At 36.8% G+C, this 25,304-nt stretch carries 24 protein-coding genes; 1 reads left to right on the top strand and 23 read right to left on the bottom strand.

What is annotated here, in order from left to right; translation table 11 throughout:
• Positions 1-38 precede the first annotated feature (38 nt).
• Together AC4BC7_RS10600 and AC4BC7_RS10605 are read right to left on the bottom strand one after the other, a co-directional pair.
• Positions 39-2,768 (bottom strand): YhgE/Pip domain-containing protein, encoded by a 2,730-nt coding sequence (locus tag AC4BC7_RS10600; RefSeq protein ID WP_490502821.1) that lies wholly within the window; start codon positions 2,766-2,768, stop codon positions 39-41.
• A gap of 146 nt (positions 2,769-2,914) precedes the next feature.
• Positions 2,915-3,232: a hypothetical protein gene (locus tag AC4BC7_RS10605; protein ID WP_207871715.1), complete on the bottom strand. Its 318-nt coding sequence runs from the start codon at positions 3,230-3,232 to the stop codon at positions 2,915-2,917.
• 148 nt (positions 3,233-3,380) lie between these two features.
• Between AC4BC7_RS10605 and AC4BC7_RS10610 the strand changes: the two genes are divergently transcribed.
• Positions 3,381-4,172 carry an ABC transporter ATP-binding protein gene (locus AC4BC7_RS10610; RefSeq protein WP_207871716.1) on the top strand — a complete coding sequence of 264 codons (792 nt, stop codon included), beginning with the start codon at positions 3,381-3,383 and terminating at the stop codon, positions 4,170-4,172.
• A 47-nt stretch (positions 4,173-4,219) separates the two neighbouring features.
• Here the strand turns inward: AC4BC7_RS10610 and proC are convergent, their stop codons facing one another.
• From proC to AC4BC7_RS10715, 21 genes are all read right to left on the bottom strand, one after another.
• The gene (gene proC, locus AC4BC7_RS10615) at positions 4,220-5,014 is read right to left on the bottom strand and encodes a pyrroline-5-carboxylate reductase (RefSeq protein ID WP_207871717.1); all 795 of its coding nucleotides are present in this window, start codon (positions 5,012-5,014) and stop codon (positions 4,220-4,222) included.
• Positions 5,015-5,026: 12 nt separating this feature from the next.
• Entirely contained in the window at positions 5,027-5,305 is a 279-nt protein-coding gene (locus tag AC4BC7_RS10620) for a hypothetical protein (protein ID WP_207871718.1), read from the bottom strand.
• Between the two features lie 12 nt (positions 5,306-5,317).
• Positions 5,318-5,695 carry a type II toxin-antitoxin system PemK/MazF family toxin gene (locus tag AC4BC7_RS10625; protein ID WP_207871719.1) on the bottom strand — a complete coding sequence of 126 codons (378 nt, stop codon included), beginning with the start codon at positions 5,693-5,695 and terminating at the stop codon, positions 5,318-5,320.
• A gap of 15 nt (positions 5,696-5,710) precedes the next feature.
• Positions 5,711-6,811, bottom strand: coding sequence for an alanine racemase (gene alr, locus AC4BC7_RS10630; RefSeq protein ID WP_207871720.1), 1,101 nt, complete (start codon positions 6,809-6,811; stop codon positions 5,711-5,713).
• A gap of 15 nt (positions 6,812-6,826) precedes the next feature.
• Entirely contained in the window at positions 6,827-7,180 is a 354-nt protein-coding gene (gene acpS / locus AC4BC7_RS10635) for a holo-ACP synthase (protein ID WP_207871721.1), read from the bottom strand.
• A gap of 182 nt (positions 7,181-7,362) precedes the next feature.
• Positions 7,363-8,931, bottom strand: a complete 1,569-nt coding sequence (gene cshA, locus AC4BC7_RS10640) for a degradosome RNA helicase CshA (protein ID WP_207871722.1) — start codon at positions 8,929-8,931, stop codon at positions 7,363-7,365.
• Positions 8,932-9,331: 400 nt separating this feature from the next.
• Positions 9,332-10,663: a UDP-N-acetylmuramoyl-tripeptide--D-alanyl-D-alanine ligase gene (locus AC4BC7_RS10645; protein WP_490502822.1), complete on the bottom strand. Its 1,332-nt coding sequence runs from the start codon at positions 10,661-10,663 to the stop codon at positions 9,332-9,334.
• Between the two features lie 60 nt (positions 10,664-10,723).
• Positions 10,724-11,797, bottom strand: a complete 1,074-nt coding sequence (locus AC4BC7_RS10650) for a D-alanine--D-alanine ligase (RefSeq protein ID WP_207871724.1) — start codon at positions 11,795-11,797, stop codon at positions 10,724-10,726.
• A 141-nt stretch (positions 11,798-11,938) separates the two neighbouring features.
• Positions 11,939-12,388, bottom strand: a complete 450-nt coding sequence (locus AC4BC7_RS10655; RefSeq protein ID WP_207871725.1) for a YaiI/YqxD family protein — start codon at positions 12,386-12,388, stop codon at positions 11,939-11,941.
• Positions 12,389-12,447: 59 nt separating this feature from the next.
• On the bottom strand, positions 12,448-13,632 hold the full coding sequence (locus AC4BC7_RS10660; RefSeq protein WP_490502823.1) for a MalY/PatB family protein: 1,185 nt from the start codon (positions 13,630-13,632) through the stop codon (positions 12,448-12,450).
• Between the two features lie 12 nt (positions 13,633-13,644).
• Positions 13,645-15,204, bottom strand: a complete 1,560-nt coding sequence (gene malX, locus AC4BC7_RS10665) for a maltose/glucose-specific PTS transporter subunit IIBC (protein ID WP_490502824.1) — start codon at positions 15,202-15,204, stop codon at positions 13,645-13,647.
• A 103-nt stretch (positions 15,205-15,307) separates the two neighbouring features.
• Positions 15,308-16,078, bottom strand: a complete 771-nt coding sequence (locus AC4BC7_RS10670; protein ID WP_207871728.1) for a MurR/RpiR family transcriptional regulator — start codon at positions 16,076-16,078, stop codon at positions 15,308-15,310.
• Positions 16,079-16,177: 99 nt separating this feature from the next.
• Positions 16,178-17,179 (bottom strand): sugar kinase, encoded by a 1,002-nt coding sequence (locus tag AC4BC7_RS10675; RefSeq protein WP_490502825.1) that lies wholly within the window; start codon positions 17,177-17,179, stop codon positions 16,178-16,180.
• A 19-nt stretch (positions 17,180-17,198) separates the two neighbouring features.
• Positions 17,199-17,939, bottom strand: coding sequence for a 2-dehydro-3-deoxy-phosphogluconate aldolase (gene dagF, locus AC4BC7_RS10680; RefSeq protein WP_490502826.1), 741 nt, complete (start codon positions 17,937-17,939; stop codon positions 17,199-17,201).
• A gap of 1 nt (position 17,940) precedes the next feature.
• Positions 17,941-19,050, bottom strand: a complete 1,110-nt coding sequence (locus AC4BC7_RS10685) for a DgaE family pyridoxal phosphate-dependent ammonia lyase (RefSeq protein WP_490502827.1) — start codon at positions 19,048-19,050, stop codon at positions 17,941-17,943.
• The gene (locus tag AC4BC7_RS10690; protein WP_207871732.1) at positions 19,034-20,140 is read right to left on the bottom strand and encodes an amidohydrolase/deacetylase family metallohydrolase; all 1,107 of its coding nucleotides are present in this window, start codon (positions 20,138-20,140) and stop codon (positions 19,034-19,036) included. The genes AC4BC7_RS10685 and AC4BC7_RS10690 overlap by 17 nt, the downstream gene beginning before the upstream one ends.
• Positions 20,141-20,149: 9 nt before the next feature.
• Entirely contained in the window at positions 20,150-21,238 is a 1,089-nt protein-coding gene (locus AC4BC7_RS10695) for a DUF871 domain-containing protein (protein ID WP_207871733.1), read from the bottom strand.
• Positions 21,235-21,477: a hypothetical protein gene (locus AC4BC7_RS10700; RefSeq protein ID WP_207871734.1), complete on the bottom strand. Its 243-nt coding sequence runs from the start codon at positions 21,475-21,477 to the stop codon at positions 21,235-21,237. Before AC4BC7_RS10700 ends, AC4BC7_RS10695 begins: the two co-directional genes overlap by 4 nt.
• Positions 21,478-21,522: 45 nt before the next feature.
• Positions 21,523-22,815, bottom strand: a complete 1,293-nt coding sequence (locus AC4BC7_RS10705) for a PTS sugar transporter subunit IIC (RefSeq protein ID WP_207871735.1) — start codon at positions 22,813-22,815, stop codon at positions 21,523-21,525.
• Positions 22,816-22,931: 116 nt separating this feature from the next.
• Complete coding sequence (locus AC4BC7_RS10710) at positions 22,932-23,633, bottom strand: GntR family transcriptional regulator (RefSeq protein ID WP_207871736.1); 702 nt, start codon at positions 23,631-23,633, stop codon at positions 22,932-22,934.
• Between the two features lie 348 nt (positions 23,634-23,981).
• The gene (locus AC4BC7_RS10715) at positions 23,982-25,286 is read right to left on the bottom strand and encodes a PTS sugar transporter subunit IIC (RefSeq protein ID WP_490502828.1); all 1,305 of its coding nucleotides are present in this window, start codon (positions 25,284-25,286) and stop codon (positions 23,982-23,984) included.
• Positions 25,287-25,304 lie beyond the last annotated feature (18 nt).

Here is a 25,304-nt window from a genome sequence, read left to right on the forward strand (position 1 = left end):
GGAATAACTTCATCAATTCAAACAGTTTTCTTTCATTTTTAATGGAAAAAATGACTCTTATGTGCTAATTCTTCGACACGTGCCATTGGTTTCACCATAAACGGACAAAGCACTGTCCCAATAATCCCAAATACCACGAAAATTCCACCTAAAACCCATAAGTCGAGAGTGGCATTAGGCCAATAAATCCCCCCTGCTGACTCACGCAATAGATTAACTGCATAGGTGAAGGGTAATAATGGATGAATAAATTGGAAGAATGGTCCAGAAACTTGAATTGGATAGTTCCCACCACCACCAGAAATTGAGAGAACTAATAAGATAATCCCAATCCCTTTACCAACATTCCCAAAAAGACCCACAAAAACATAAATCATCATCATAAAGGCTAGTGCCACAAGTAAACCAAATAAGATACTATAAACTGGCTCACGAACATCTACTCCTAAAGCAAAATAGTTTCCTAAAGTAACAATCAAGGCTTGCCCAATTGCAAAAGTTAAGAAAGTCATCATACGTGCTACGAACATTTCACGTTTACTAAATCGTTTTTTATCTTCACCTTCTAAGTGGAAGGCTGTTCCTGCTACACTTGATAACAACAAAGCACCTACCCATAAACATAAAGCCGTATAGAATGGTGTACTTGCAGAACCATTATTTTCAATTGGATACATTGTGGTTGTTTTTAACTCAACGGGTGTTGTAAAGAAGTCACTTTCAGCTTGTGCATCATTTTTTAGCAGTTTAATGATATCTCCTAAATCCGCAATTTCTTCTCCTTTATGGATAGCCGTTGCAGCTTTATGCACTCCATTTTTCAGAGAAGGCCATTCATCTTCAATCAGACCTGCTGCCATATCCAATGCCGATTCAACTGTCGGTAATTTTTCATGAACAGTATCTAATGTAGAAGTCACTTCATTTTTCAATGTTGGCCAATCATTGACAACAAAATCTGCAGCTTTATTGAGTTTGGCTGTTAATTCAGGAAGTTCATTTTGGTATAAGTCTACCCCTTTATTAATACCATCAACAATTTCATCCATATGACCGTTTAACATGACGTTTGCATCATGAATTTCTTGTCCTAAAGCCGGCATTTCTTTTTCGTATTTTTCTAACATGTCAATCGCATTTGTAACTGTTTGAGCAGTAGAACTCAATAGTCCATCTAAATCAATTTTATTGGCATCTGCTAATAAATCTTGGGCGTTAGTTAAGCCTGGAATCAATTTATTTTCTAATAATGCTCGCACATTTTGGCTAATCTCATCCACATTAACATCATTACTTAAAGCAGCTAAGTTCCCAGATAAGCTTTCTAATTGTTGTAAAAATTGTTGGATTTCTTCTTTGCTAATCGTTCCAACACCCGCAGCTAAGTTCGTTGCTGTCTTTTGTGCTGAAGACATTAAATCGCGAACTTGAGTTAAGCGGGCAATAGGTCCGCTAAAGTCACCATCTAATTGTGATTGTAATTGACTTAACCAATCTATTAAATCCGTTACGATTTGTTGTTGCTTTTCTAAACTTGTCGCGATGTCATTCAACGTTTGTTTGAGTGCCTCGCGTTCTTCAGGTGTTAATTCTTCCGCATTAGTCACAATCGTATTCAAGGTATTTGCCCAATTATTGACGGTCGTTGCTAAACCAGTAATCATTTCAAAATTCGTTTGGACAGCTTGAGTAATCGCATCTAAATTATCATCTAATTTATACGCTGCTTCAATCGTTTTATCCGCAAAAAAACTTGCATCATCACTTAATTGATGAATTTTAGGTAATAGGGCTTGAACATCTTGAATAATTTGTAATCCTTGCTTTGCTTCGCCAATTCCTTCAGTTAATGTTGCTGAAATATTGTCAAAGTCTTCATCAATCATTGCAATTTGGCGACCTGCATTTTGAATTTCTGGAATTTTTTCTTGTAAAGTCAAAATAATTTTAGCTTGTTCTTCGATTTGAGGCATTTTATTATTCATAGCCACTAATTTTTCGCCCATCGCATCAATTTCAGGAATATGCGCAACAAATTCATCTGCTTTTCCTAATTTTTCTTTTAGTTCAGGGAATTTTGCTTGGAATGCAAGTACATCCTTCGTATAACCATCAATTTTATCGGTATTCGCATCTACTTCCAAAATCAAATTTTTAATTTTATTAATTGAAACTAAATTTGATTCCACATTATAACCAAGTTCATTTAACGCTTTTAATAATGTTTCGCTTGCAGTGTGAATGAAATTTTGCGTAATTTGTTCTTGCAGACTGCTAGCACCTTTAGCTGTAATTTTGGGGGCAATCGCATTGATTTTTTCATTAAAATAATAATCAATTTCCGGCTTTTTAATTTCGCCCGTTGTAAAACTCAATAAATCACTGGAGAAATTTTTAGGAATATAAATCCCAGCATAATATTTCCCAGATTTCACGCCTTCTGTCACTTCTTTTTTTGAGTCAACGAACCGCCAGCCTAATTGATCGTTGTCATGCAATGTCTCAATGACTTGATTGCCTATCGCGATTTCTTTGTCTTTCAATTTTGATCCTTCATCGTCGCTATAAATAGCAATCGGTAGTTCATTGGTATTACCGTAAGGATCCCACAATGCTTTAATGTTAAACCACGCATACAAAGACGGCAACGCCATTAATGCAATAACGAGGAAGATTGTAACCGGATTGCTTGCCAATCGTTTCCAATCAAGTTTGTATAATGCCCAAGTATTTTTCAAATGTTGGGGGAATTGTTTTATCTGATTCACTTTTTTTCACCATCATTTCTTCAATGTCGTTGGATAATTTATCACGATTTCAAGCTTCTTTCCATCTAATTGCTTCTCTTTTATTGTTTTTTTAGACATTTATTGATTTATGTCCAAAAATAAAAGAGAAGCTCTTGACTTCTCCCTTACTCTTGCGCTTGTTTTGCTTGTAAAAATGAATCTAATAAATTTACAAAAGTCTGATCTAAGAAACTCTCATCATCTTTTCTTGTTAGTTGTTTCACTGGAGTTTCCTCATTATCAAAATATGAGATGGGAACAAATAATTCATTTTGAACCATAACAGTAATTTTTGGATGATACGTGAAGTCACCACACGGTCCTGCAATTAAACGCGCCAATTCATAATGCGTATCGTCTAATTTACGGAAACGATAATAATGATCTTCCCAGAATATTTTTTCATCACTACATAATTTGACAGTATCTCGCCAATTTGCCATTATTTTCGCCACCTTCTTGTTTTTTTTATTCTACCAAAAATAACAAAAAAGTGAAGGATTAATCACTCCATCTAATTTTTTGAAAATTCAAAACACTATTGGTAAAACGTATCATAGACTGGTATGATAAGAGAAAGGAGGCGCGCATATGGCAATTTTAACATTTGAAAATGTTTCACTTATCAGACAACAACAACCACTTTTAGACACGATTAATTGGCAAATTAAAGAAGGTGAAAATTGGGCTATTTTAGGGTTAAATGGGGCCGGGAAAACCTTATTACTCCAGTTAATCACTGGCAGTCTTTGGCCTTCTAAAGGAAAATTAACGGTTTTAGATCAAGTATTTGGGCAAGCATCGATTCCAGAGCTTTCTAAACGAATTGGCTGGGTTAGTACTGCGTTACAATATCGTTTGAATGTCAGCGATACCGCTGAACGAATTGTTTTGTCGGGGAAATTTGCTAGTATCGGCATTTATCAAGAATTTACTGATGAGGATTTAAATAAAGCAAAAGAACTGCTGGTTTCTTTAGATGCTGAAAGTTTGATTGGTAAAAACTACCATTTTCTTTCTCAAGGCGAACGTCAAATTGTCTTAATTGCACGAGCATTGATGGCAGAACCAGAGCTATTAATTTTAGATGAACCGTGTAACGGACTAGATTTGTTTGCTCGAGAAGAATTGCTAATCAAAATCGATCACTTAATTCGCCAACCTAACGCACCCAGTCTATTATTTGTTACGCATCATACAGAAGAAATTTTACCAATTATTAGCCATGTCATGATGTTAAAGAATGGGAAGATTTTTGCCAAAGGGACTCGTCCAGAAATTTTAACGCCTGAATTACTGCCAAAATTTTATGATAAACCAGTAACTACCTATCAATTAACTGAACAACGTCAGATGATTTTACCTGTGAATCACTTGAATTAGTAGATTGAACAAAAAAATGCGTGGATTAACGATTCCACGCATTTTTTTTATTCTCGATTTTTACGAATCGCTGCTTGTACTGCATTCATTACCGCTGAACGAAAACCATCTTTCTCTAAAGAAGCAACCGCCGCAATGGTTGTTCCTCCAGGTGAGCAAACGGCATCTTTTAATTCAGCGGGATGCTTGCCGGTCTCTAGGACCATTTTAGCCGCACCTAACACTGCTTGGGCTGCAAATTCGTAGGCATCTTGCCGACTCATTCCTTCTGCAACTGCACCATCTGCTAAAGCTTCAATAAATAGATACACATAAGCTGGTGATGACCCACTAACACCGATGACTGCATCTATTTGACTTTCAGGTAAAATCTTAGCACGACCAAAGCTTTCAAAAATTTGAATCAGCAATTGACGTTCCTTTTCTGTACAATATGAATTGACTGAAATCGAAGACATGCCTGCTCCCACTGTTACGGGCGTGTTAGGCATAGCGCGAGCAATTTTGTGAGCGCCTAAACCAGCTTCAATTACTTCTAAAGACACACCTGAGGCAACAGAGACCAATAGATGATTGTCCGTTACATAGTTCTTAATCGTGGGTAATACGTTGATTAATATTTGGGGTTGTACAGCTAAAACAATGACCTCCACTGATGCAAATAGCTCTTTTTCATCCACGAGCGCTTGAATATGATAGGCTGTCTCAACCTTTTTTAAGGTTGGTTCATATCGATGATTATACACATAAATTTCTTCAGGTTGATACATGCCTGATTCAATCAAACCATGGATCATTGCTTCTGCCATATGACCGGCACCATAAAAACCAATTTTGCTCATTTTCCTTCACTCCTATTCAAAAGATTCTACACGTGCATTTATGATTTCTAAATAGCCTCGCATAGGAACTTGAACTTTTATATAAATATTTGCTGACATTTCTAAGATTATTTCTTCCTCACCTTGTTGAAATACGCCAAAATACTTGCCAGAGGGATCTTCATATTTTTTTACTAATAAGTAATACCCAGACTTTTCAACTGGTTGACGAAATAAAAAAGATTGACGCACACGTTGAAAAGTAAACCAGACTAATAAAATCAGTGTTAGACTGACGACAATGTATCCCATTTATTCACCAACTTATTTTTTATGTACTAGACCCTTCTCGTCTACTGTAATATTTAAACCTACGCTGATTTTCAAAGCAATATCAACCGAGTTCATCACATCATTTTGTAGACGACACACTTTTTCTTTTAATCGTGACTTATCAATTGTGCGAATTTGTTCCATTAAAATAACAGAATCGCGACCTAACCCTGTCCCAGCTGCTGTAATTCCAATATGTGTTGGTAACTTGGGTTTTGCCATTTTTGCAGTGATGGCTGCAATAATAACTGTGGGGCTAAAGTGATTCCCTAAATCATTTTGAATCACTAATACTGGACGTAATCCACCTTGCTCAGAACCAATGACTGGAGATAAATCTGCAAAGTAAATTTCACCACGTTTGACCATAGACATCTTCCTTTCTTAATTATATTCTCGTGGTATTCGTTCTGAAAATGAACAAATAACTTCATAATGAATCGTATCTAAATAATCGGCTACTTCCTGCAACGTAATTTCCTTATCTTTATCTTTGCCAATTAACGTAACACGAGTACCGGTTGCAACGGGTTTTGGTAAACGAATCATCAACTGGTCCATACACACCCGACCAACAATTTCACAAAATTCCCCTTCAACTAATACATGGAAACCTTGCATTTTACGCAAATAACCATCTGCATACCCAATCGGAACTGTTCCAATCCATTCCATTTCACTTGTTTCGTACGTCTTTCCATAGCCAATTCCTTCGCCCTTTGGTACTTTTTTGACTTGTACTAATTGCGAAACTAAAGAGAGTGCGGGTTGTAATGGATAACTGGCGGTCATAGCTGTTCCTGATGGATTCAAACCATACATGGCAATTCCAAAGCGAACCATATTACCTAAATCATCATGCCATAACGATGTGGCACTATTGCTAACATGTACATAATGTGGCAAACGTGGCAAATGCTCCAAGATTTCTTTGAAACGCTGGTTTTGTTTTTGCCAATACATATCCTCTTCTTGATCAGCGGTTGAAAAATGCGTAAAAATACCTTCCCACGTCATCGCAGGAGCCTGCTCGATAAATAACGCCGCCTCTTTGACTTCTTCGACTGTTAAAAAGCCAATTCGGCCCATCCCTGTATCGACTGCAATATGTAGTTTTAGTGGCGTCGTTGTTAGCATTTCATTGGCAGCATGTAACCAGTCAAGTGTGGCTACAGGGACTGCAATATCGTATGTGATAGCTAAAGGAATTACTGAAATATCTATAATTCCTAAACAAAGAATGGGTGCATCGATGCCGTTTTCTCGTAATTCAATTGCTTCATCAATAGTTGCCACACATAGACCAGTCACGCCAACTTCAAGTGCGGCTTTGGAAACAGCCACTGCACCGTGTCCGTAGCCGTTCGCTTTGACTGCTACAAAAATGTCTTTTCCTTGATTATGTGCAAGCTCATTTTTAAGATTTTGCTGAATTGCTTGTAAATCTACAACTATTTTGGTTGGGCGATGATAAGAGATTGCCATCGAATATCCTTCTTTCTATTTCTCTAAAATAATTTGTGCAAATGCGAGTTCTTCGGTATGCGTGATGCTGACAAAAACATTGCCTTCTGTAAAAGGTGATTTTGTTACAACAGGCGCACCAAAATCATTGGTTAAAATTTCTAAATCTTGAAAGGTAACTTTACCAATTCCAGTTCCCCATGCTTTTGAAAATGCTTCTTTGCAAGCGTATCTGCCACCTAAAAATTCAATTTGACGTTTTAGAGGTAAGTTATCAAATAACATGTGCTCATTGGGAGTTAATATCCGTGAGATAAATTTTGGTTTATCTTGGATAAGTTTTTTTATACGTGCTAAATCTACAGCATCGATTCCAATTCCTTGAATCATAGGTTCCTACTCTTTCCTTTTAAGTTAGCTTTATTCTACCAAACTTTAAAAGAAATACCACTGAAAATTTTTTCAGAAACAAAAAAAACACCCAAGAAAATTTCTTTTCTCAGGTGCAGATGGGTAATTTTTAACGACTTATTCGTTGGTCTTCAGCCATTCATAAAATCATTAATTTTTTCTTAATCTTGGTTATTGCGAATAACGAAGCTACGTTTTTTATCGCTTGGACGACGGCTTGGTTTACGAGAACCACCGTCTTTATTGTAACTACCTTTGTTTGTGCGACGACCTTCTTTGTCATCACGGTTGCGATCACGATCGCCACGGCTTCTGTTACGGTCATCGCGTCCACGTCCGCCTTCACGACGTCCGCCACGGTTGTTACTGCTACGACGTCCGCCACCACCTTTGAATGATTTTTTCCCTTGTGGTAATGGGCGTTCAGGTGTAATTTTTACTGGAACTAAATCAGAAGGATCTTTGGCTAATGTTTTTAATAACAATGCTGCTAAATCTTGTGCTGAATATTGTTCTAATAATTGATCTGCGCCTTGTAGGTATTTTTCCAACCCATTGGCATCCATTTTTTCTTCAACAGTTTCCATAGCCGCACCAATTTGACCTTTGAAAGCTTCTTTTTCAGTTGGTGGACGTAGTGTTGACATACGTTTTTTCGTTAAGTTTTCAATGACATGTAAGTAACTCATTTCGTTTGGTGTTACGAAAGTGACAGACATTCCACCTTTACCAGCGCGTCCTGTACGACCAATACGGTGAACATAGCTTTCTGGATCTTGAGGGATATCATAGTTATATACATGTGTCACGCCTGAAATGTCTAAACCACGTGCAGCAACGTCTGTCGCAACTAAGATATCTAGATTGCCAGATTTAAATGCACGTAACACACTCATACGTTTTTGTTGAGAAAGATCACCATGGATGCCTTCTGCTTTGTATCCGCGTGCTTCTAAACCACGTGCTAATTCGTCAACACGACGTTTTGTACGACCAAAAACAATTGTTAATTCAGGTTTTTGAACATCTAATAAACGTGTCATGATATCAAATTTTTCGAAATCTTTTGCACGTACATAATATTGATCAATCAAATCAGCAGTCATTTCTTTTGTTTTGATTTTTACATGTTCAGGTTCTTTCATAAATTTTACGCCAATGTTTTTAATTGCTGGTGGCATTGTTGCAGAGAATAATAATGTTTGGCGTTCTTCAGGGACTTGGGCAATAATTGTTTCAATATCTTCTAAAAAGCCCATATTTAACATTTCATCTGCTTCATCTAAAACTAATGTTTCTACTGTTGCTAATTTTAAAGTGTGACGGTTAATATGGTCTAACATACGTCCAGGTGTTCCTACAACAATATGTGGACGATCTTTTAGTTGACGGATTTGGCGACCAATATCAGCACCACCGTAAACAGCTTGTACACGGATTTTTTTGTCTTTACCTAAACGGTATAATTCTTCTTGTGTTTGGATAGCCAACTCACGAGTTGGGGCAATTACTAGACCTTGTAATTGTTGTTTTGCTGGGTCAATTTTTTCTAACATTGGTAGACCAAATGCAGCAGTTTTACCTGTACCTGTTTGGGCTTGTCCAATCACGTCTTTACCTGTCAATGCTAGTGGAATTGTTGCTTCTTGGATGGGTGTTGCTTCTTCAAAGCCGGCACGCTCAATCGAAGTCAATAATTCTTGTGATAGTTCTAATTCTTTAAATTTCAAATGGATCCTCCTAAGTGTGATCGTAGATGATACTCTCATCTCGTCGTTTTTAACTAGATACAATTTTTTGTATCTGTTGATAGTTTGAAGCGTTCGCTTTTTTCCATGATTATCCAAACATGGTCCCTGACATATTTATTTAATCATTTCTCACCGAAAAACCACTTCTTGAAGGCATTAGAAAAGGCTAGAACAAACGATACTTTGCTGTTGTCTAGCCTCATTTTGAATTTATAATGATAGGATCATTTCTTTTTTATCTAAACCGCAACCGGCTTAGGTTATCAGTTATTCCAATTTTTTCTTCATCTTTCGGCACTTAAACAGTCTAACATAGGTTGAAAATTTCAGCAAGTTTCCACGCTTGCTTACAAGAAATTTCTTTTCCAGTTACTTTTCTTTATAACTTGGCAACAACCTCTGCTAATCCCATGCCATTACTACCTTTTAAGACAATGCTGTCTGTTGGCAATAAATCGGCTTTAATTTGCGCTATTAAGGCTTCTTTTTGATTAGGTTCAAAATAATACACTTTGCTGCTTACAGCATCATGTAAAGCTGACATCTCTTCACCATACAAGTATACAATATCATAGTTGTTGCTAAGATGATCGGCCATTTGACGGTGCATTGCTTTTGAATCAGGACCTAATTCAAGCATATCTGCTAATACAGCTAAGCGACGACCAGGTAAGTCTAACTGTCCAAAACTATCTAGGACTAAGCCCATCGCCGTTGGATTGGCATTGTACACATCGCTTAAAATATCTGCACCATTCGAAGCTTTTAACCACTCGGTACGATTTTTAGTTAGTTTAAATTCAGCTAAGCCCGTAGCAATTTGTTCGGTTGTTAAACCAAAGTAACGACCAAATCCATAAGCAATTAAAGCATTTTTGACATTATAGCCACCTAAAACTGGAATACGGTATTCATTACCATCAATCATAAACGTCGTTTCTTCTTTGGTTTCATTTAAAATTTCACCACGAATGGTTCCTTCGCTTAATCCAAATGTCGCAAGTTGTTGCGTCAAATCGGCGAACAATGGCTGTAAGAGTGGTTCATCACCAGGAATAATCAACAAGCCATCTTCTTTTAAGCCATCGACAATTTCCATTTTGGCAGCAGCAATCCCTGCACGTGAGCCTAAATGTTCAATATGAGCTTCTCCAATTAGAGTGATGGCTGCTGCATCTGGTTTAGCTAATTTTGATAAGAAAGAAATTTCACCGGCATGGTCCATTCCCATTTCTAAAATTAACATTTCCGTGTCTATCGGCATATGTAAAATCGTATAGGGCATTCCCAAATCGTTATTGTAATTTCCTTGCGTTTTATACGTACGGAATTTTTGTGCCAACACTGATTCTGTCATATCTTTGGTTGTTGTTTTACCGTTACTGCCCGTAATTGCCGCAAGTTTAGGTGCCACTTTTTGTTGGTAATAGACAGCAAGTTGTTGAAAAGCTTGGGTGGTATCTGTTACAGGCAACACAGCTATATCCGTTGGTGCCTCCGAAAGATCGTTGCTCCATAAAGTCGCCACTGCGCCTTTAGCGATTGCTTGTCCAATAAATTCATGTCCATCACGAGCACCAGCTAACGGAACAAATAAGCTACCTTCTTGAATTAAACGACTATCAAATTCAACACTAGTTACCACCGCTTCTGAATTTCCAACCAATGAAATCTGCAACGCATCTGCGATTTCTTTTACTGTTAACTTCATGTTCTTCTCCTTCATATAAAAACAAGGCATGTCGAGTTTGCTCGATGATGCCTTGTCGATTTATTTCATCTCTGTTAGAAAGCTTTGGCGTTGCTCATATCGTTTTACACCTAATTGAATTAATTCTTCAATTAAGTCACCATACTGCAAACCTGTTTCGCTCCACAATGATGGATACATACTAAATTGAGTAAAACCAGGCATTGTATTTAATTCATTTAAGAATAATTCATTTTTATTCGTCAGGAAGAAATCGCAACGACTTAAGCCGCTACCGCCGAGCATTGTATAAGCAAGTTTTGCATATTCTTGGGCTTTTTCTTGCACTTCATCAGGAACTTGTGCAGGAATTTGCATCACAATGTTGTTGTCGATATATTTTGAGTTGTAATCATAAAAAGCAACATCTTTAACAATTTCACCCGCCATTGTTGTGCGCACATCTTCATTTCCTAAAATCGCTACTTCAATTTCACGAGCTTCAATACCTTGTTCAATGACTGCACGAGTATCGTATTTGTAAGCTTCTTCTAACGCATTTTGTAATTCAACACGATTTTCCGCTTTTGAAATACCCACACTTGATCCCATATTCGCCGGTTTAACAAACATTGGGTAACGTAAAGAACCTTCACATTGTTCAAAAATTTGTTTTGGATTTTCTTTCCATTGATTTTTCAATACTGGAACATAAGGAACTTGTGGAATGCCTGCTGAATGCAAGATATATTTCGTCATAATCTTGTCCATGCCACAAGCACTTGTTACAACGCCAGCACCAACATACGGCATCCGAATTGTCTCCAAGAAACCTTGAATCGTACCATCTTCTCCATTTGGACCATGTAATAAAGGAAAGACAATTGCATCGTCTTCTTTAATATCTCCTGGTTGAATCAATGTTCCTGTAAATTCGCCTGCTTCACCTGTCGCTGACCAAGTTAAGTGTAATTCTTCTGGTGCTGCGGGTTTGTCAGTTAACAAAGGCCCTTTCACCCATTGTCCATCTTTTGAAATAAAGACAAGTTGTACTTGATAATAGTTGTAGTAAATAGCATTAAGTACAGAAAAAGCTGATAAAATAGATACATCATGCTCTGCACTTTGTCCGCCGTAAAGTAAAATAATTTTCAACGTTTTTCCTCCTGTGTTTAGAGTCACATTTCACGTATGATTCTCACATATTTTAGCACAAAATAATACTTTGTCACATCATTAACTGTTATTTTGCGAGTCTTCTCACTGAATTTTTTGCCATGCTTTCATTTAATCAAATTACTCACAATAGTTTCGGATATTTTGTTCTAGAATTTGATAAAAATGTTGACGATCATTTTTAGTAAAGGCTTTGGGTCCCTTGGTTCGTTTCCCAGCTTTACGCATTTGCGTCCCTAGATAGCGTTGTGCCAATAGTTGATCGATTGTTTCTGGTAAATATTCTTTTCCTGAATGATGAAAAACGCGTACTTTTTTTGGTAAAACCAACGATGCCAAGCCATAATCTTGGGTAATCAAAAGATCGTTGGGTTGAATTTCTTTCACAATTTGAAAGTCTGCACTATCTGCGCCTTTATCAACATAAATAAACCGAACAAAATCAGGATACTCTTTTGTTGTATAATGATCGACACTCGTGACAATTAACACGGGCAACTTAAATTTTGCACCTAATTGAATCACTTCTTCTTTAACCGGTGAACCATCACCATCAATTACTAAACGCATTTTCTCACCTACTTTACTTTTATTATAGAAGTTTTTGAAAGAAAAAACCACCAGACTTTTTATCTAGTGGTTTGTTTAAGATACTGAATACTTTTTTCTAATCGCTCTAACCCATCGAACACTTTTGCTTTAGGACAGCCAATATTTAAACGTAAAAATGACTGCCCATTCCCACCATAGACACTGCCATCCATAATGGCAACTTTGCCAATATCAATTAGCGCTCTTTGGAGTTCAGTCATTTCTACGCCTAATTGGCTAATGTCTAGCCACATTAAATAGGTCGCTTCAGCAGGAATAATCTTTATTTCAGGAATGTTCTGTTGAATAAAAGCAGTGACCATCGCAATGCTTTCATCTAAATAATTGTTTAATTCATCTACCCAATACCCACATTCGTCGTATGCTGTCATCGTTGCCAACATTCCTAGCGTACTTGCAGAAGAAAGCCCATCTTGATTTTTTAAAGCCAATTGAAACTGGGCACGTACTTGTTCGTCTGGCAAAATAGCATATGAAAAAACTAAACCTGGAAAATTAAAGGTTTTAGAACCTGAACTAACTAACGCTATTTTTTTGTTAGAAAAATTAAGAATTGGCTGATGTGTCACTCCTTTGCGCAAGACGTCCATGTGGATTTCATCTGAAATCAAAAAAACCTCATACTGTTCACATAATGCGACAATTTTTCTAAGCTCTTGCGTGGACCACACCCGTCCAGTAGGATTGTGTGGCGAGCATAATAATAAAATTGTATTGTTTTTTTTTGCTAATTTTTCTTCCAAGTTCTGAAAGTCTATCGTATAACGATTCTCTTGATAGCAGAGTGGATTTTCAACCACTTGTCGGTTATTTCCCTCAATCACTTTAAAAAAAGCATCGTAAGCAGGTGTTTGAACAACCACACCCTCATGTTCTTTTGAGACCAATTGAATTAACTTAGAAATCGAATAAATAACAGATGGACTATACATGAGCCACTCTTCATTAAACGGCGTATCAAAACGGTTTTGATACCATTGACAGACACTACTTTTAAAGGTGGTATGATTCCAACGAGTATACCCAAAAACTGGATGCTTTAAACGTTGTGTAAGCACCTCAATAACTTCTTGAGGCAATGCAAAATCAGTATCAGAAATCGTAAATGGCAAAAGATCAGCGACACCAAAACGGTCTTGAACAAAATCCCATTGGGTACAAAAAGTTCCTTTACGATCTATGATGTTATCAAAATTCAACATGATTCCTCCTTATTAAAGCAATGCATCTAGCGCATTACGCACTGTCGTTACTTTGGTCCCAATAATCACTTGAACATTTTTATCATCTAAATGAACAATTCCTAACGCCCCAAGCTCTTTTAAACGAGCATCATTCACTAAGGTTCCATCTTTTAATACCAAACGTAAGCGTGTAATACAATTATCTAAAGACTCGATATTTTCAGTACCACCCAAAGCAGCTAAAATTCCTGTTGCATCAAAACTGCCTTTTTTACTATAGTTTACTTCTTCATTAGAATATTCCGTTGTATCAATGACTTCTTCACGTCCAGGAGTAGCTAAATTTTTTCGGACAATAACAAACCTAAAGACAAAATAATATATTGCAAACCAAACGGCTCCTACAATCAAGACTAGCCACCATTTCGTATAGTTGCCTTGCATAATACCAAAGATTAAGAAGTCAAGAACGCCACCATCTGTATTACCAATCGTAACGCCTAATAAGCTCATCACCATAAAACCTAGACCAGTCATAATCACATGGAAAATCCATAAAAACGGACTAACAAATAAAAATAAAAATTCAATCGGTTCAGTAATTCCTGTAACAAAAGTTGCAATCACTCCTGAAATCAATAAGCCTTTGATTTTAGCTCGATTTTGGGACTTCGCAGTATGATACATCGCTAATGCCGCTGCCGGTAATCCAAACATAAATGTTGGCATCTTTCCTTGTGAAAGAAAAGCTGTCGCACTTGGACTGATAGGTAAATTATTCTGCAATTCCGCATAAAAAATATTTAATGCACCAAACACTTCATTGCCATTGATAATTGCTGAACCTCCTGCTTCGGTAAAACGAATCATCGATACTAGGATATGATGCAAACCAAAAGGCAATAACAAACGCTCGCCTGAACCAAATAAGAAAGGCCCAAATGCGCCAGCTTTTTGAATGGCTAATCCAATTGTAGTAATGACCAATGCAAAAATTGGCCAAATCACTGGAATTAAAAGACCAATAACCGGCATAACGAGTGAAGTGATGATAGGCACAAAACGTACGCCTGAAAAGAATGCAAAGCTATCAGATAATTGAATCGTATAAAAACGTTTATGCAGTTGATAAACGACTAACCCTGCAATAATCCCACCAAGTACGCCCATTTCAATTGTTTGAATCCCAAAAACCATTCCTTGACCTGCTTCACGCAAATTTTCAGGGTCAGCCAAGCGTCCAGTTTCTTGCAAATAGAAATTAATGGTTAAGTTCATAATGACATATCCAACAAAACCAGAAAATGCGGCTACGCCTTTTTCTTTACGTGCAAGACCTAATGGAATCGCCATCGCAAATAAAACAGGTAAATAGCTAAAAGCAAAACCTCCGACAGTCGACATTAAACGAAAAATAATTTGTAAGAAATGATTACCTAAAAAAGGAAACGCATCAATCGTTGCTTGGCTTGAAAACGAACTTCCTATTCCTAATAAAATCCCCATAAATGCTAATAATGCGACTGGTAACATAAATGTTTTTCCTAAACCTTGAAAAAATTCCCAAGCACTACCTTTTTGCTTTTTCATAGAATAAACTCCCCTCAACTTTTGGTTACCCTTATTTTAGGTAATCTATCCATTTTAACAAGCGCTTTCAACAAAATGAATGGAGATACATCCGTTTGTATCTTCATTCGTGAGAACTTCTGCCAGCCAGTTGAATTAATAGGATATCTAAAATAGCCGATAACGAAACTCTTGAGCTTAAATCAACTTCTTCAAAATAAATCATATCTACTGATGCTTGTAATGTATGAGTAGCAAGCGTTTCTAAACGGCTATTTTCCGTACCCACAATTGCTAAAACCGGTACATTATTTTGTTGCAAATTCAAAGCATATTCAATAATATGAATGGTTTCTCCACTATTACTAACAATAATAGCTAAATCATCACAACTTAAACTTTTAGAAACTGCTTGTTGTTCATCCCAATCAATTCTGGCATTTGCTTTTTTTCCTAGAAAAGTTAGTTTTCGTGCGGCTTCAATACAGTTTGGTAAACTCCCGCCTACGCCAAAAATCTCAATCACTTTAGCATGATATAAGGCATCAACAATTTCTTTGATTGGCGCTTGTTGTAATAAACGAAGTGTCTGGGATAATTGAAGTTGAATTGATTGTGACAAACTTATGATGCTTGGATTCGTTAGTTCACGCTCGCCACGTTCAGTTTGACTATACTGAGCAATAGCATATTTTAATTCTTGAAAACCTTTAAACCCCAAATGTTTAGCCGTACGTGAAATAGTCGCTGTCGATAGAAAAAGTTTCGCTGCTAACTCATCAATTGTTAATTGTTTTATTTCTGTTGGATTACGTAAAATATAGTCAAACACTTGCTTTTCTAATTCACTTAATTGTGGACGCTTTTTCTGTAATTTATTGATAAGAGATTGCATAACTTACTCCTTTTTTTCACTCAGTATAGCATGAAGAAAAAAATAAAATAGCAATTACTTCAACAATTTTCGTTCATTTGTTGAAATAATTGCTATTGATTAACGGATTAAATCTAAGCCCGGATAATCCATAATTTGTTGAATTTGTGCGCGTGTTGTCAAGGGAACATCGCCTGATAAGGTATGCGCGACAACTGCATTAGTCGTCGCAAATTCTGCGGTTGTTTCTAACGACCATTTCTCTGTGTAACCTAATAAAACACCTGCTGCATAGGCATCACCTGCGCCAATACGATCTAATACCGTAAGTAATTTTGGTTCCGTCTCGTAATGTGCGTTCTTCGTGATGATTCTACCACTAATATACGGTTTTTCAGATATTGTGGTACGCTGCGTCCCAGCAAACCACTCCACCTCATAATGCGCCAAAAATCGTTGAATATAACGAACATCATCTTCATCCGCTTCTTTAGGTATTTCGAGTAACTCAAGTAAATCTCTCGATGTTCCGAATACAAGGTCACAATAGGGTAAAATCGCTTCGTAACGTGCTTTCATCAAGGCCTTTTTACCTGCTTCGGTATTTAGACTTGGACGAAAATTAAAATCAAAGCAAACTTTTTTTCCTAGTTGTTTAGCCTGCTGGGCAAGCGCGCGTGCTGTCTCCCACGTAGCATCGGTTAAACTTAAGGAAATCCCACAAATATGAATCAAATCAACAGTTTCCAAAAATTCCTTGATTAAATAATTGGTTACAGTAGAAATACCAAATGAGCTATTATGGCGATTTTGATAAGTTACATAGGTTGGACGTGAACCAAAACCTACTTCGGCAAAATAACTACCGATGTGATTGTGATATTTACCTACAAAGTCTGTTTTCAACCCAAATTTACGTAAATTAACAATTGCCGCATCCCCTAAACGATTATCAGGGACATTCGTTAACAGCCAAGTATCCAGTCCGAAATGAGCTAAGTTGCCCAAAATATTGACACCAGTTCCTGTATAATCCATCCGCAATGAGTGTGTCTGTTCAAGTAAACGATATTCAGGAGGAGTGAGGCGAAGCATTACTTCGCCATAAGCACCAATTTTCATATTCTTCCCTCCACAATGATTATTTCAACGTGTTTTTTGCCATCGCTAATAAGGTTTTCACATCTTCTGGTCGTGTGTCGCCTGTTGCTGAGTCAATAATTGAACTATATACATGTGGGATAATTTTTTTCACACCGGCATCTACAGCGATTTGAACAATTTCTTCAAAATTATCTAAATCAATTCCGCCCGTTGGTTCTAAATAAAAATCATGTTCTGCACATGCCTTGGCTACTGCTTCGTATTCCTCTTTATGCGCTAAACCTTTCATCGGAAAATATTTGATTGAACTTGCCCCTAAATCTTTTAATAACGCAATGGCAGTTGCTAAAGGTACTTCTGCCGGAGCTTCTTTGGAACTTAACGGACCTGTCGCAATGTTCACATAGCCTACTTTGCCAGTTGGCGAAACCAAAGCATTGATAATTGTTTCTTCTTGACCTAATAATGCCCGTGAAGTTGCTGCACCAGTAAAGACTTGATTAATGTGTTGTGGTTGTAAGACACTTGAAATTCGTGAAACCATTTGGCTTTGATTTGGATCGCCAGCGCCTAAACCGACCGATAATGCGTTGTTCGTTGCTGCTTGATATTTTTTCATATCTTCAATGGCAGCTTCATCCGTATCATAGTTTTTTGATAAAACACCTAAAACCACGTGACCTTCTGCTGCTTCATAACATTCTTTCGCATTTTCGACAGAGTTTGCCAATACATTTAAACAGATTCGATTTTCTAAATAATTAGGGGTTAATGACATATTAATCCGCTCCTTTTTCTTCCATAATTTGTTGTAAACGTGTTACAATTTTTTTCATTTCTTCTGTATTCACAGAACGAATATCAAATTCAATAATTCCGTTATTGGCTTGGTATTCTCGCGTATACACCGCCGGATTTTGCGCTTTTAATTCCGCAATAACTTCTTTCGCTGTTTTTTCCCCAGAAACTTTTACACTTGCTCGATAAATATCGCGACCAGCGCCATCTTGAACGACATTCGCTGTTAAATTAGTAATTTGATTGAGGTCTGTGATAAACGGTGCTAACCGTTCTTTCATTGAAGCGCCTTGCTCACTACCTTGTGCCACATAATCGGCAATTGCCTGGGTAAAACCTAGGATATTGTCCTTACCGATTTTCATTGCTCGACCAATGCCTTTCCCTTGTAGACGTACCCACGAAACCAGCTCTTTTTTACCAATAACTAAACCAGCACTAGGACCTTCAATTGCTTTCGCTCCTGAGTAGATAACTAAATCCGCACCAGCTGCCATATATTGGAATAAATCTTCTTCTGCTGCGGCATCGACAATCAATGGCAAGTGATGACGTTTGGCAACCTCAGCTGCTTCCGCTACTGATAGCATACTTTTTTGAACAGTGTGATGACTTTTAATGTACAAAATAGCTGTTGTCTTGTCAGTAACCATCATCTCTAGGTGATCGGCTGTGCACATGTTCGCGTATCCGGCTTCAATCACTTGTCCTCCACCTTGATTGACCATTACTTCTACAGGTGTCCCATAATCAACATTATGGCCTTTAGGTAAGATAATTTCTCTTTTTGTTATGCTCGTATCATAAGGATGATACACATGAAATAAACTTCCCTGTCCAATAACAGCTGCTACTGCTTGAGCAATCCCAGCTGAAGCAGAAGAAACAATCTGTGCATCTTCTACCTGTAGTAAATCAGCGATATATTTTCCTGTTTGAATCGCTAACTCTTCCATTTCAAAAAAGTGTTCGCCACCAAAACGTTGCGCCTCTAAAACATTTTCAGATACTTTAGAGACACCTAAAATAGTCATTTTACCAGAAGCATTAATCACTTCTTTTAAACCAAACGTATTATAGTTCATTGTCATAAATTTCTCCTCCAATAATTGTGTGAACAGGTTTGATTTGTACAGGAGTAATCCGAGTAAACCCATTAGAATCTACAAGCTCTTTATCTTCTTCAAGCAACTCAAAAATCGTTAAATCTGCATCAAACGTTTCTTTTAACTGCCCTTTTGTTGTTAAATGGAAATTTTTTGCTGGGGCAACTGTCACTTTCTCAATGATTTCTTCCCAAGAATAACCAATCACATGTAATTTTTCCATAGTAGTGGCTAAATCATAGACCGGACCATTTTTACGATTTCGAATATAAATATCCGAACTGATTGAAGTTGCTTTGATGCCTTCTTTTAAAGCAGTCTCGGCGACAGTGAAATTGAAGCTATCCGTGCCATGACCAATATCAAAGACAATACCTTTACGATATGCTTCCCAAGCTATCGGCTTAATCGTATTGTCAGTAGCCAAAATACCATTTTCTTTACCATTAAAACAATGCGTTAATACATCGCCTTGTTCCATGACTGCTAAAATATCAGCTAGCTCTGGAGGTGCTGAACCAATGTGAACCATTAAGGGGACATGATTTTTCTGCTGAATTCTTTTAGCCAATTCTAAAGGCGTAATGCCATTTTCACCAATGACTGTTTTACTCATCCGAGCTTTAATGCCAACAATAAATTCAGGAAATTCTTTTAATGCTTGGGCTACTAATTCTTCCTTGATTTTAGATAAATCAGCTAGTTCATCTTGTTCGACAATTCCCCACTTAGAAATATTGAGTAGCGCATAGACATTTGTTTTGGCTTGTTGGGCCAAATTGTAGAAACGACCAATATTTTCTGCTCCTGTCGTTCCTGCATCAATCACAGTGGTCACACCTTTTTCTACACCGATTTGATCAGGATAATCATAATATAAACTCATTTCTTCAAAACAATGCACATGATCATCAATCCAGCCAGCAGAAAGATACTGCGATTCCTTTAAATAAAGTGTTTCTTTTGCTTCCTCGGTAATTACCGAGGCAATTTTTACTATTTTACCTGCTTGAATGCCAATTTCTAACATTTGATTGGTTATCATTTTAGCATTTTTTATTACTAAATCTAACATATATTCACCTTATTTCTCTGTAAATTTAAATTTAGACCAAGGATGAATGAATGGTAATAACAAATGTTCGACATCAATAATCTGTCCTACTTTATTTTTACGAGCATCTGCATGCGGCTCTAAAACCACTTGTAATTCATTTTTGTATTTCCCAAACGTATCATTCCCAATCACAATATCCCCTACTTGGAACTCGCTGGTATTGTCATGTGGTGAATTCGAATCTTGTTTATATTTTTTGCGAACTTCTGTTGAACGAACAACTTGGTGCGTAATATCTCCGCGACGATAATGCTGTTCATTTAGTACAATCGCTTTTTCTACTTCATTAATCCCCTCTACAAATTCAATAGCAAAAGCTGTTTGGTAACGATTAACTTGACTTAATGCCTCTAACTCCTCTTCTGAAGCATACGCATTTCCAATAATCACATCATCAATTAAATTTGTTGCAAATAGATGCTTCGCCGCAACTTCCACTGGCAAATGGCGGTGAATTTCTAAGGTAGGTAGCCCATCATTAATGTCCCACGGGCCAACTTCACCCACTTGTGACGTGATAAACGCTGCAGTACGAATGCCATGATTTTTAAAACGTTGACTACATTTTTCAAAGAAATCATAAGGCAATGCCGTTCCTTCTTGTGGATAAAAATTATGGCAACCATATAAATAAGGCGTGTTTGCTTGGTAAGTTAAAATATTATCCAAATAGGCGACATCATTACTCATATTCAACTCAACGGCTAAACCAAAAGGATTGTAAGTGAGCATCGCTTCTTTATTTCCGTCAAAACCCAAATCTAAGCGAATTCCGTCTGCCCCTAATTCATGGAAAAATGTCATATCATCATACGAAATTCCTAGCTCTTCAAAAATATTAGGCGCGACATCTAAGATTGTTTCAAAACCTAACCCTTTCGCATAAAAAATTAACTCTTTAAACTTTTTGGCAACAACTTCTTTGCCTTCTGTTACTTCTAACATACTCATAAAAATTCGGCTAAAGCCATATTTTCCAGCTAAAGCAATATATTCCTTATCTGCTTGTATATCACTGTGATCGGGATAAACCGAAATACCTAGTTGTCGTTTCATATTTTTCCTTGCTCCATTTCTGCATATTTTTGTTGGAATCGATATAAAATCGTTGAACTACCTAGAATCGTAGTTGTTAGAACACCTACTGCTCCAAACACAATAGACACTAGAATAAGACTTATGACTAGCATTAAAATATAACGGAACTTCACTTGATTGCATTTCGTTCCCAATGAACTTTTCATTAATAAAATTTGACTGCCAAAAAATAGGCAAAGAATATAAATCATAATCATTTTTTTCACCAAAGAGGATAGTGGTTAGCTATCCTCTCTCCTTTTTTATTCTGATTCTTCTGCTTCACGTGCTAATTGTTGTTTTTCAAAGACTTTAAAGAATGGATAATAAATAGCTAGCGTGATAAAGAAGTTCACTACTACTAAGACTCCTGCTGCTACACTCCAGTTAGTACTCATCCACGCCGCAATCGGTGCAGGAATCGCAAAACCTAAACGAGCAGCCATCATTGGGATAACACCAGAAACAGTCAAAAAGTAAGACAAAGTTGTCGTTACTAATGGCGCTACAAGAAACGGAATCCCCAATATCGGATTCATTACAATTGGTGCTCCGAAAATCACTGGTTCATTAATATTAAAAATTCCCGGTAAGATAGATAGACGGCCTAATTGTTTTAAATATTTAGATTTTGAGAATAAGAACAATACAACGAGTGCTAATGTCGTTCCAGCTCCACCAATCCAAACAAACCATTGTAAAAATTGTTCTGTAAAAATATTTGGTAAGTCATGGGCGTTCCCTGTTGCTTGGAAAACGTCCATATTTTCAGCAATTGAAATATCCCAGAATGGACGAATAACTGGACCCATAATTGCCGGTCCATGAATTCCTAATACCCAGAAGAAACAAATTAGAAAGACTGTCAACAAACCGCCGAATAGACTATTGCCTGCTAAGACATCTTTAAATGGCATCAATAAATTACTCAAGAACGCATTGATATCAAATCCGATTAAATGACGAATTGCCCAGAATAAAATTAAAATTGCTCCACCAGGAATTAATGCCATAAAGGAATTGGTTACTTCCGGTGGCACACCATCGGGCATTTTGATAGTAATATTTTTGACGATAAAGAAACGATAAATTTCGACAGATAATAAAGCTGTTACAATTGCACCAAACAATGAGCCAGAACCTAAATTCGCAATATTAATGAAGCGACCGGCATCAATAATTCCTTCGACTGGTTCGAAGACTCGCAAAGGAGGCGCTGCTGTAATTAAAAAAGACATAGTTGCTAAAATACCAGATGTTAACGCATCCAATTTATAACTAGATGCTAATGAAGACGCGATTCCAAATGTTGCATACAATGCTAATAAGCCCACTGTATAACGGAAAGGAATATCTAACACCTCACGATAAGGCTCAATCATTGCTGCTACCGATTCAATTGGGAAATTTAACAGAATCGTAAAAAAGGAACCCACAATCGTTAAGGGTAATGTCGCAATAATCCCTTTACGAATCGCTACCATATGACGTTGCATCCCAACTTTATTAGCAACAGGCATCAACTTTTGTTCAATAAAACCTACAAAACCATTCATTACTTGACCTCCATATTATATCATTATAATGTTTACGAATGAATAGTAACATGGAAACATTTTTTTGTAAACGTTTTTCGACAATAAGTTTGAAATCTTATTGTCGAAAAACTCGATTATGTTTCGTATTCGATATAATATGGTTGTTTCGCTGTATTGTAAATCGCTTCAGAATATTCAACCACTTTCCCATATTTATCAATTGATTGACGGATACGTAAAATGGCTAATGCTTCATTCGTTTGCAACTTTTCTTTTTGCTCATCAGAAAGCATAATCGCCGAAAAAGAATCTTCAAAAGAATTCAAGTCATATCCTTTTTGATTCATCAAACGATACAACGACTCCTCTTCAAACTGTTGCTTAGGAATAGATGATAAACTCGTCGGCATATAATGAGTAAAATAAATGTACGGTTCATTATCTAGCGAATATAATCGTTCCAAGCAAAGTGCTTCTTCACCAAAAAATTCATACGCCGGATGTGTCGTTGGTAAATTTACTTTTTGGACATGTAAGGTCGTTTTGGTCACATTTAAGTTTGATTTTTCAAGAATTTGTGTAAAACTAACAGCTCGAGAAAGTCGATTGTAAGGACGGTCACTTAAAACAGTTGTTCCTTTCCCGCTTTTTTTCTGCACATATTCATCTGCTGCTAATAACTCAATTGCTTTTCGAATCGTAATTTTACTGACATTAAATAATTCCTCTAATTCAGTTTCTGTTGGCAACATACTTCCCACTGGATATTTTCCAGAAAAAATATCTTCTTTTAGTTGATCGGCAACCTCTAAATATAACACCCGATTTCTTTTCATATTTTCACCTTCATTATCGATATTTATTAAGCATACCACGCTAAGAAAAGGTTTGCAAAAGCTTTAATCCATTTCTTTCCCTCTATTATACCAATTATTTTCCCCTTTGAAACAATTGAAGAAATCGGACTTGTAACATGGTACAAAGAATAACCAGGCTAATGATAATCGGATAAAAATTGTTTAGTTCTACACTTAAGATAAATACCAATAAAAGAAAGACACAACTTACCAATAATAGTTTCCAAAAAGCGATTTGAAAAATTGCTACCTGCTTTTTCATAAAAATATGCGTGCCTAATATCAGTAATACACATAGAATGATTAACTGCATGTCAACACTCCTTTTTATGCAACTTCTTTTTCTGCTTCGTTTTCTTGAACAATTTGAAGTTTTTCAAATGCTTTGAAGAATGGATAATAAATCGCCAATGAAACAAAGAAACAGACAATTACCATGACACACGCAACCCAATTCCAATTAGAAGTGATCAAGGCACCCAGTGGAGCTGGAATTGAAAACGGTGGTTTAACCATCATTCTTGGCATCCAATCCAAAGCCGTAACGATATAAACTAAAATAGTGTTCGCAATAGGTACTAAAATAAATGGAATAGCTAGTAGTGGGTTCATGACGATAGGTGTTCCAAAAATCATTGGTTCATTAATGTTGAAGATACCTGGTAGAATAGATAATCTGCCTAATTGCTTCAAATATTTTGATTTGGAGAACATAAACAGAACCACTAACGCTAATGTTGCACCGGTTCCACCCATTTGTGCATACCATTGATAAAACTGCTCAGTAAATATATTCGGTAAATCAAAAGCGTTCATTCCTCCTTGGAACAATTCAGCATTTTCTAAAATTGCTTGATCCCAAAATGGACGAATAATTGGACCCAATACTGCATGGCCATGAATCCCCAATACCCAAAAAACACAAATTACAAATTGAGTAATGATACCACCAAGTAAGTTATTTCCCGTCAGAAATCCTTTTAATGGTGAGATGGCAATCGTCAATAAACCATTCAAATCAAAGCCAAAGAAATGGCGAGGAATCCAGAAAATCAAAATGACTAATAATGTTGGTAACAATGCAGCAAACGATTCTCCCACAACTGGTGGTACACCTTCTGGCATTTTAATTTCTAATTTTTTTACTTTGGTAAAATGATAAATTTCGACAGATATCAATGCAGCTACAATCGCGCCAAACAAGCCTTGAGAACCTAGAGTAGCAATCGGTAAATAGCGTCCAGCCGCAACTGCTTCTCCTGCTTGATTCACACCCTCCGCTAGATTAATCGGGACAATCATTAAAACAGTAGCCAGCATTGAGAGGAAACCACTAGTAATTTTATCTAATTTATACGAATTCCCTAAGTTAGAACCAATCGTAAATGCCGCATACAATGACATTAAACCTACTGTGAAACGAAACGGAACATCCAGTGCATTTAAGTACGGCGCTACCCATTCAGTATATCCAGGAATAGGTAGATTCAGAATAATCGTAAAAAAGGAACCCACAACCGTCAATGGTAAAATTGAAATCAATCCATTACGTACAGCTTGCAGATGCCGTTGATTCCCAATGGCATTCGCAACCGGTAAAAGTTTCATTGCAACTGAATCTAAAAAATTCATTTTTCTTCATCCCCTGTT

It is taken from the genome of Enterococcus sp. AMC1623 (assembly GCF_058216495.1).

What these genes read in the sequence shown, in the direction of transcription:
- AC4BC7_RS10605 (WP_207871715.1), bottom strand. Translation starts at nt 3,232, where the DNA reads ATGGCAAATTGGCGAGATACTGTCAAATTATGTAGTGATGAAAAAATA.
- AC4BC7_RS10610 (WP_207871716.1), top strand. Translation starts at nt 3,381, where the DNA reads ATGGCAATTTTAACATTTGAAAATGTTTCACTTATCAGACAACAACAA.
- proC (WP_207871717.1), bottom strand. Translation starts at nt 5,014, where the DNA reads ATGAGCAAAATTGGTTTTTATGGTGCCGGTCATATGGCAGAAGCAATG.
- AC4BC7_RS10620 (WP_207871718.1), bottom strand. Translation starts at nt 5,305, where the DNA reads ATGGGATACATTGTCGTCAGTCTAACACTGATTTTATTAGTCTGGTTT.
- AC4BC7_RS10625 (WP_207871719.1), bottom strand. Translation starts at nt 5,695, where the DNA reads ATGGTCAAACGTGGTGAAATTTACTTTGCAGATTTATCTCCAGTCATT.
- alr (WP_207871720.1), bottom strand. Translation starts at nt 6,811, where the DNA reads ATGGCAATCTCTTATCATCGCCCAACCAAAATAGTTGTAGATTTACAA.
- acpS (WP_207871721.1), bottom strand. Translation starts at nt 7,180, where the DNA reads ATGATTCAAGGAATTGGAATCGATGCTGTAGATTTAGCACGTATAAAA.
- AC4BC7_RS10645 (WP_490502822.1), bottom strand. Translation starts at nt 10,663, where the DNA reads ATGAAGTTAACAGTAAAAGAAATCGCAGATGCGTTGCAGATTTCATTG.
- AC4BC7_RS10655 (WP_207871725.1), bottom strand. Translation starts at nt 12,388, where the DNA reads ATGCGTTTAGTAATTGATGGTGATGGTTCACCGGTTAAAGAAGAAGTG.
- AC4BC7_RS10660 (WP_490502823.1), bottom strand. Translation starts at nt 13,632, where the DNA reads ATGTTGAATTTTGATAACATCATAGATCGTAAAGGAACTTTTTGTACC.
- malX (WP_490502824.1), bottom strand. Translation starts at nt 15,204, where the DNA reads ATGAAAAAGCAAAAAGGTAGTGCTTGGGAATTTTTTCAAGGTTTAGGA.
- AC4BC7_RS10670 (WP_207871728.1), bottom strand. Translation starts at nt 16,078, where the DNA reads ATGCAATCTCTTATCAATAAATTACAGAAAAAGCGTCCACAATTAAGT.
- AC4BC7_RS10675 (WP_490502825.1), bottom strand. Translation starts at nt 17,179, where the DNA reads ATGAAAATTGGTGCTTATGGCGAAGTAATGCTTCGCCTCACTCCTCCT.
- dagF (WP_490502826.1), bottom strand. Translation starts at nt 17,939, where the DNA reads ATGTCATTAACCCCTAATTATTTAGAAAATCGAATCTGTTTAAATGTA.
- AC4BC7_RS10685 (WP_490502827.1), bottom strand. Translation starts at nt 19,050, where the DNA reads ATGACAATGAACTATAATACGTTTGGTTTAAAAGAAGTGATTAATGCT.
- AC4BC7_RS10690 (WP_207871732.1), bottom strand. Translation starts at nt 20,140, where the DNA reads ATGTTAGATTTAGTAATAAAAAATGCTAAAATGATAACCAATCAAATG.
- AC4BC7_RS10695 (WP_207871733.1), bottom strand. Translation starts at nt 21,238, where the DNA reads ATGAAACGACAACTAGGTATTTCGGTTTATCCCGATCACAGTGATATA.
- AC4BC7_RS10700 (WP_207871734.1), bottom strand. Translation starts at nt 21,477, where the DNA reads ATGATTATGATTTATATTCTTTGCCTATTTTTTGGCAGTCAAATTTTA.
- AC4BC7_RS10705 (WP_207871735.1), bottom strand. Translation starts at nt 22,815, where the DNA reads ATGAATGGTTTTGTAGGTTTTATTGAACAAAAGTTGATGCCTGTTGCT.
- AC4BC7_RS10710 (WP_207871736.1), bottom strand. Translation starts at nt 23,633, where the DNA reads ATGAAAAGAAATCGGGTGTTATATTTAGAGGTTGCCGATCAACTAAAA.
- AC4BC7_RS10715 (WP_490502828.1), bottom strand. Translation starts at nt 25,286, where the DNA reads ATGAATTTTTTAGATTCAGTTGCAATGAAACTTTTACCGGTTGCGAAT.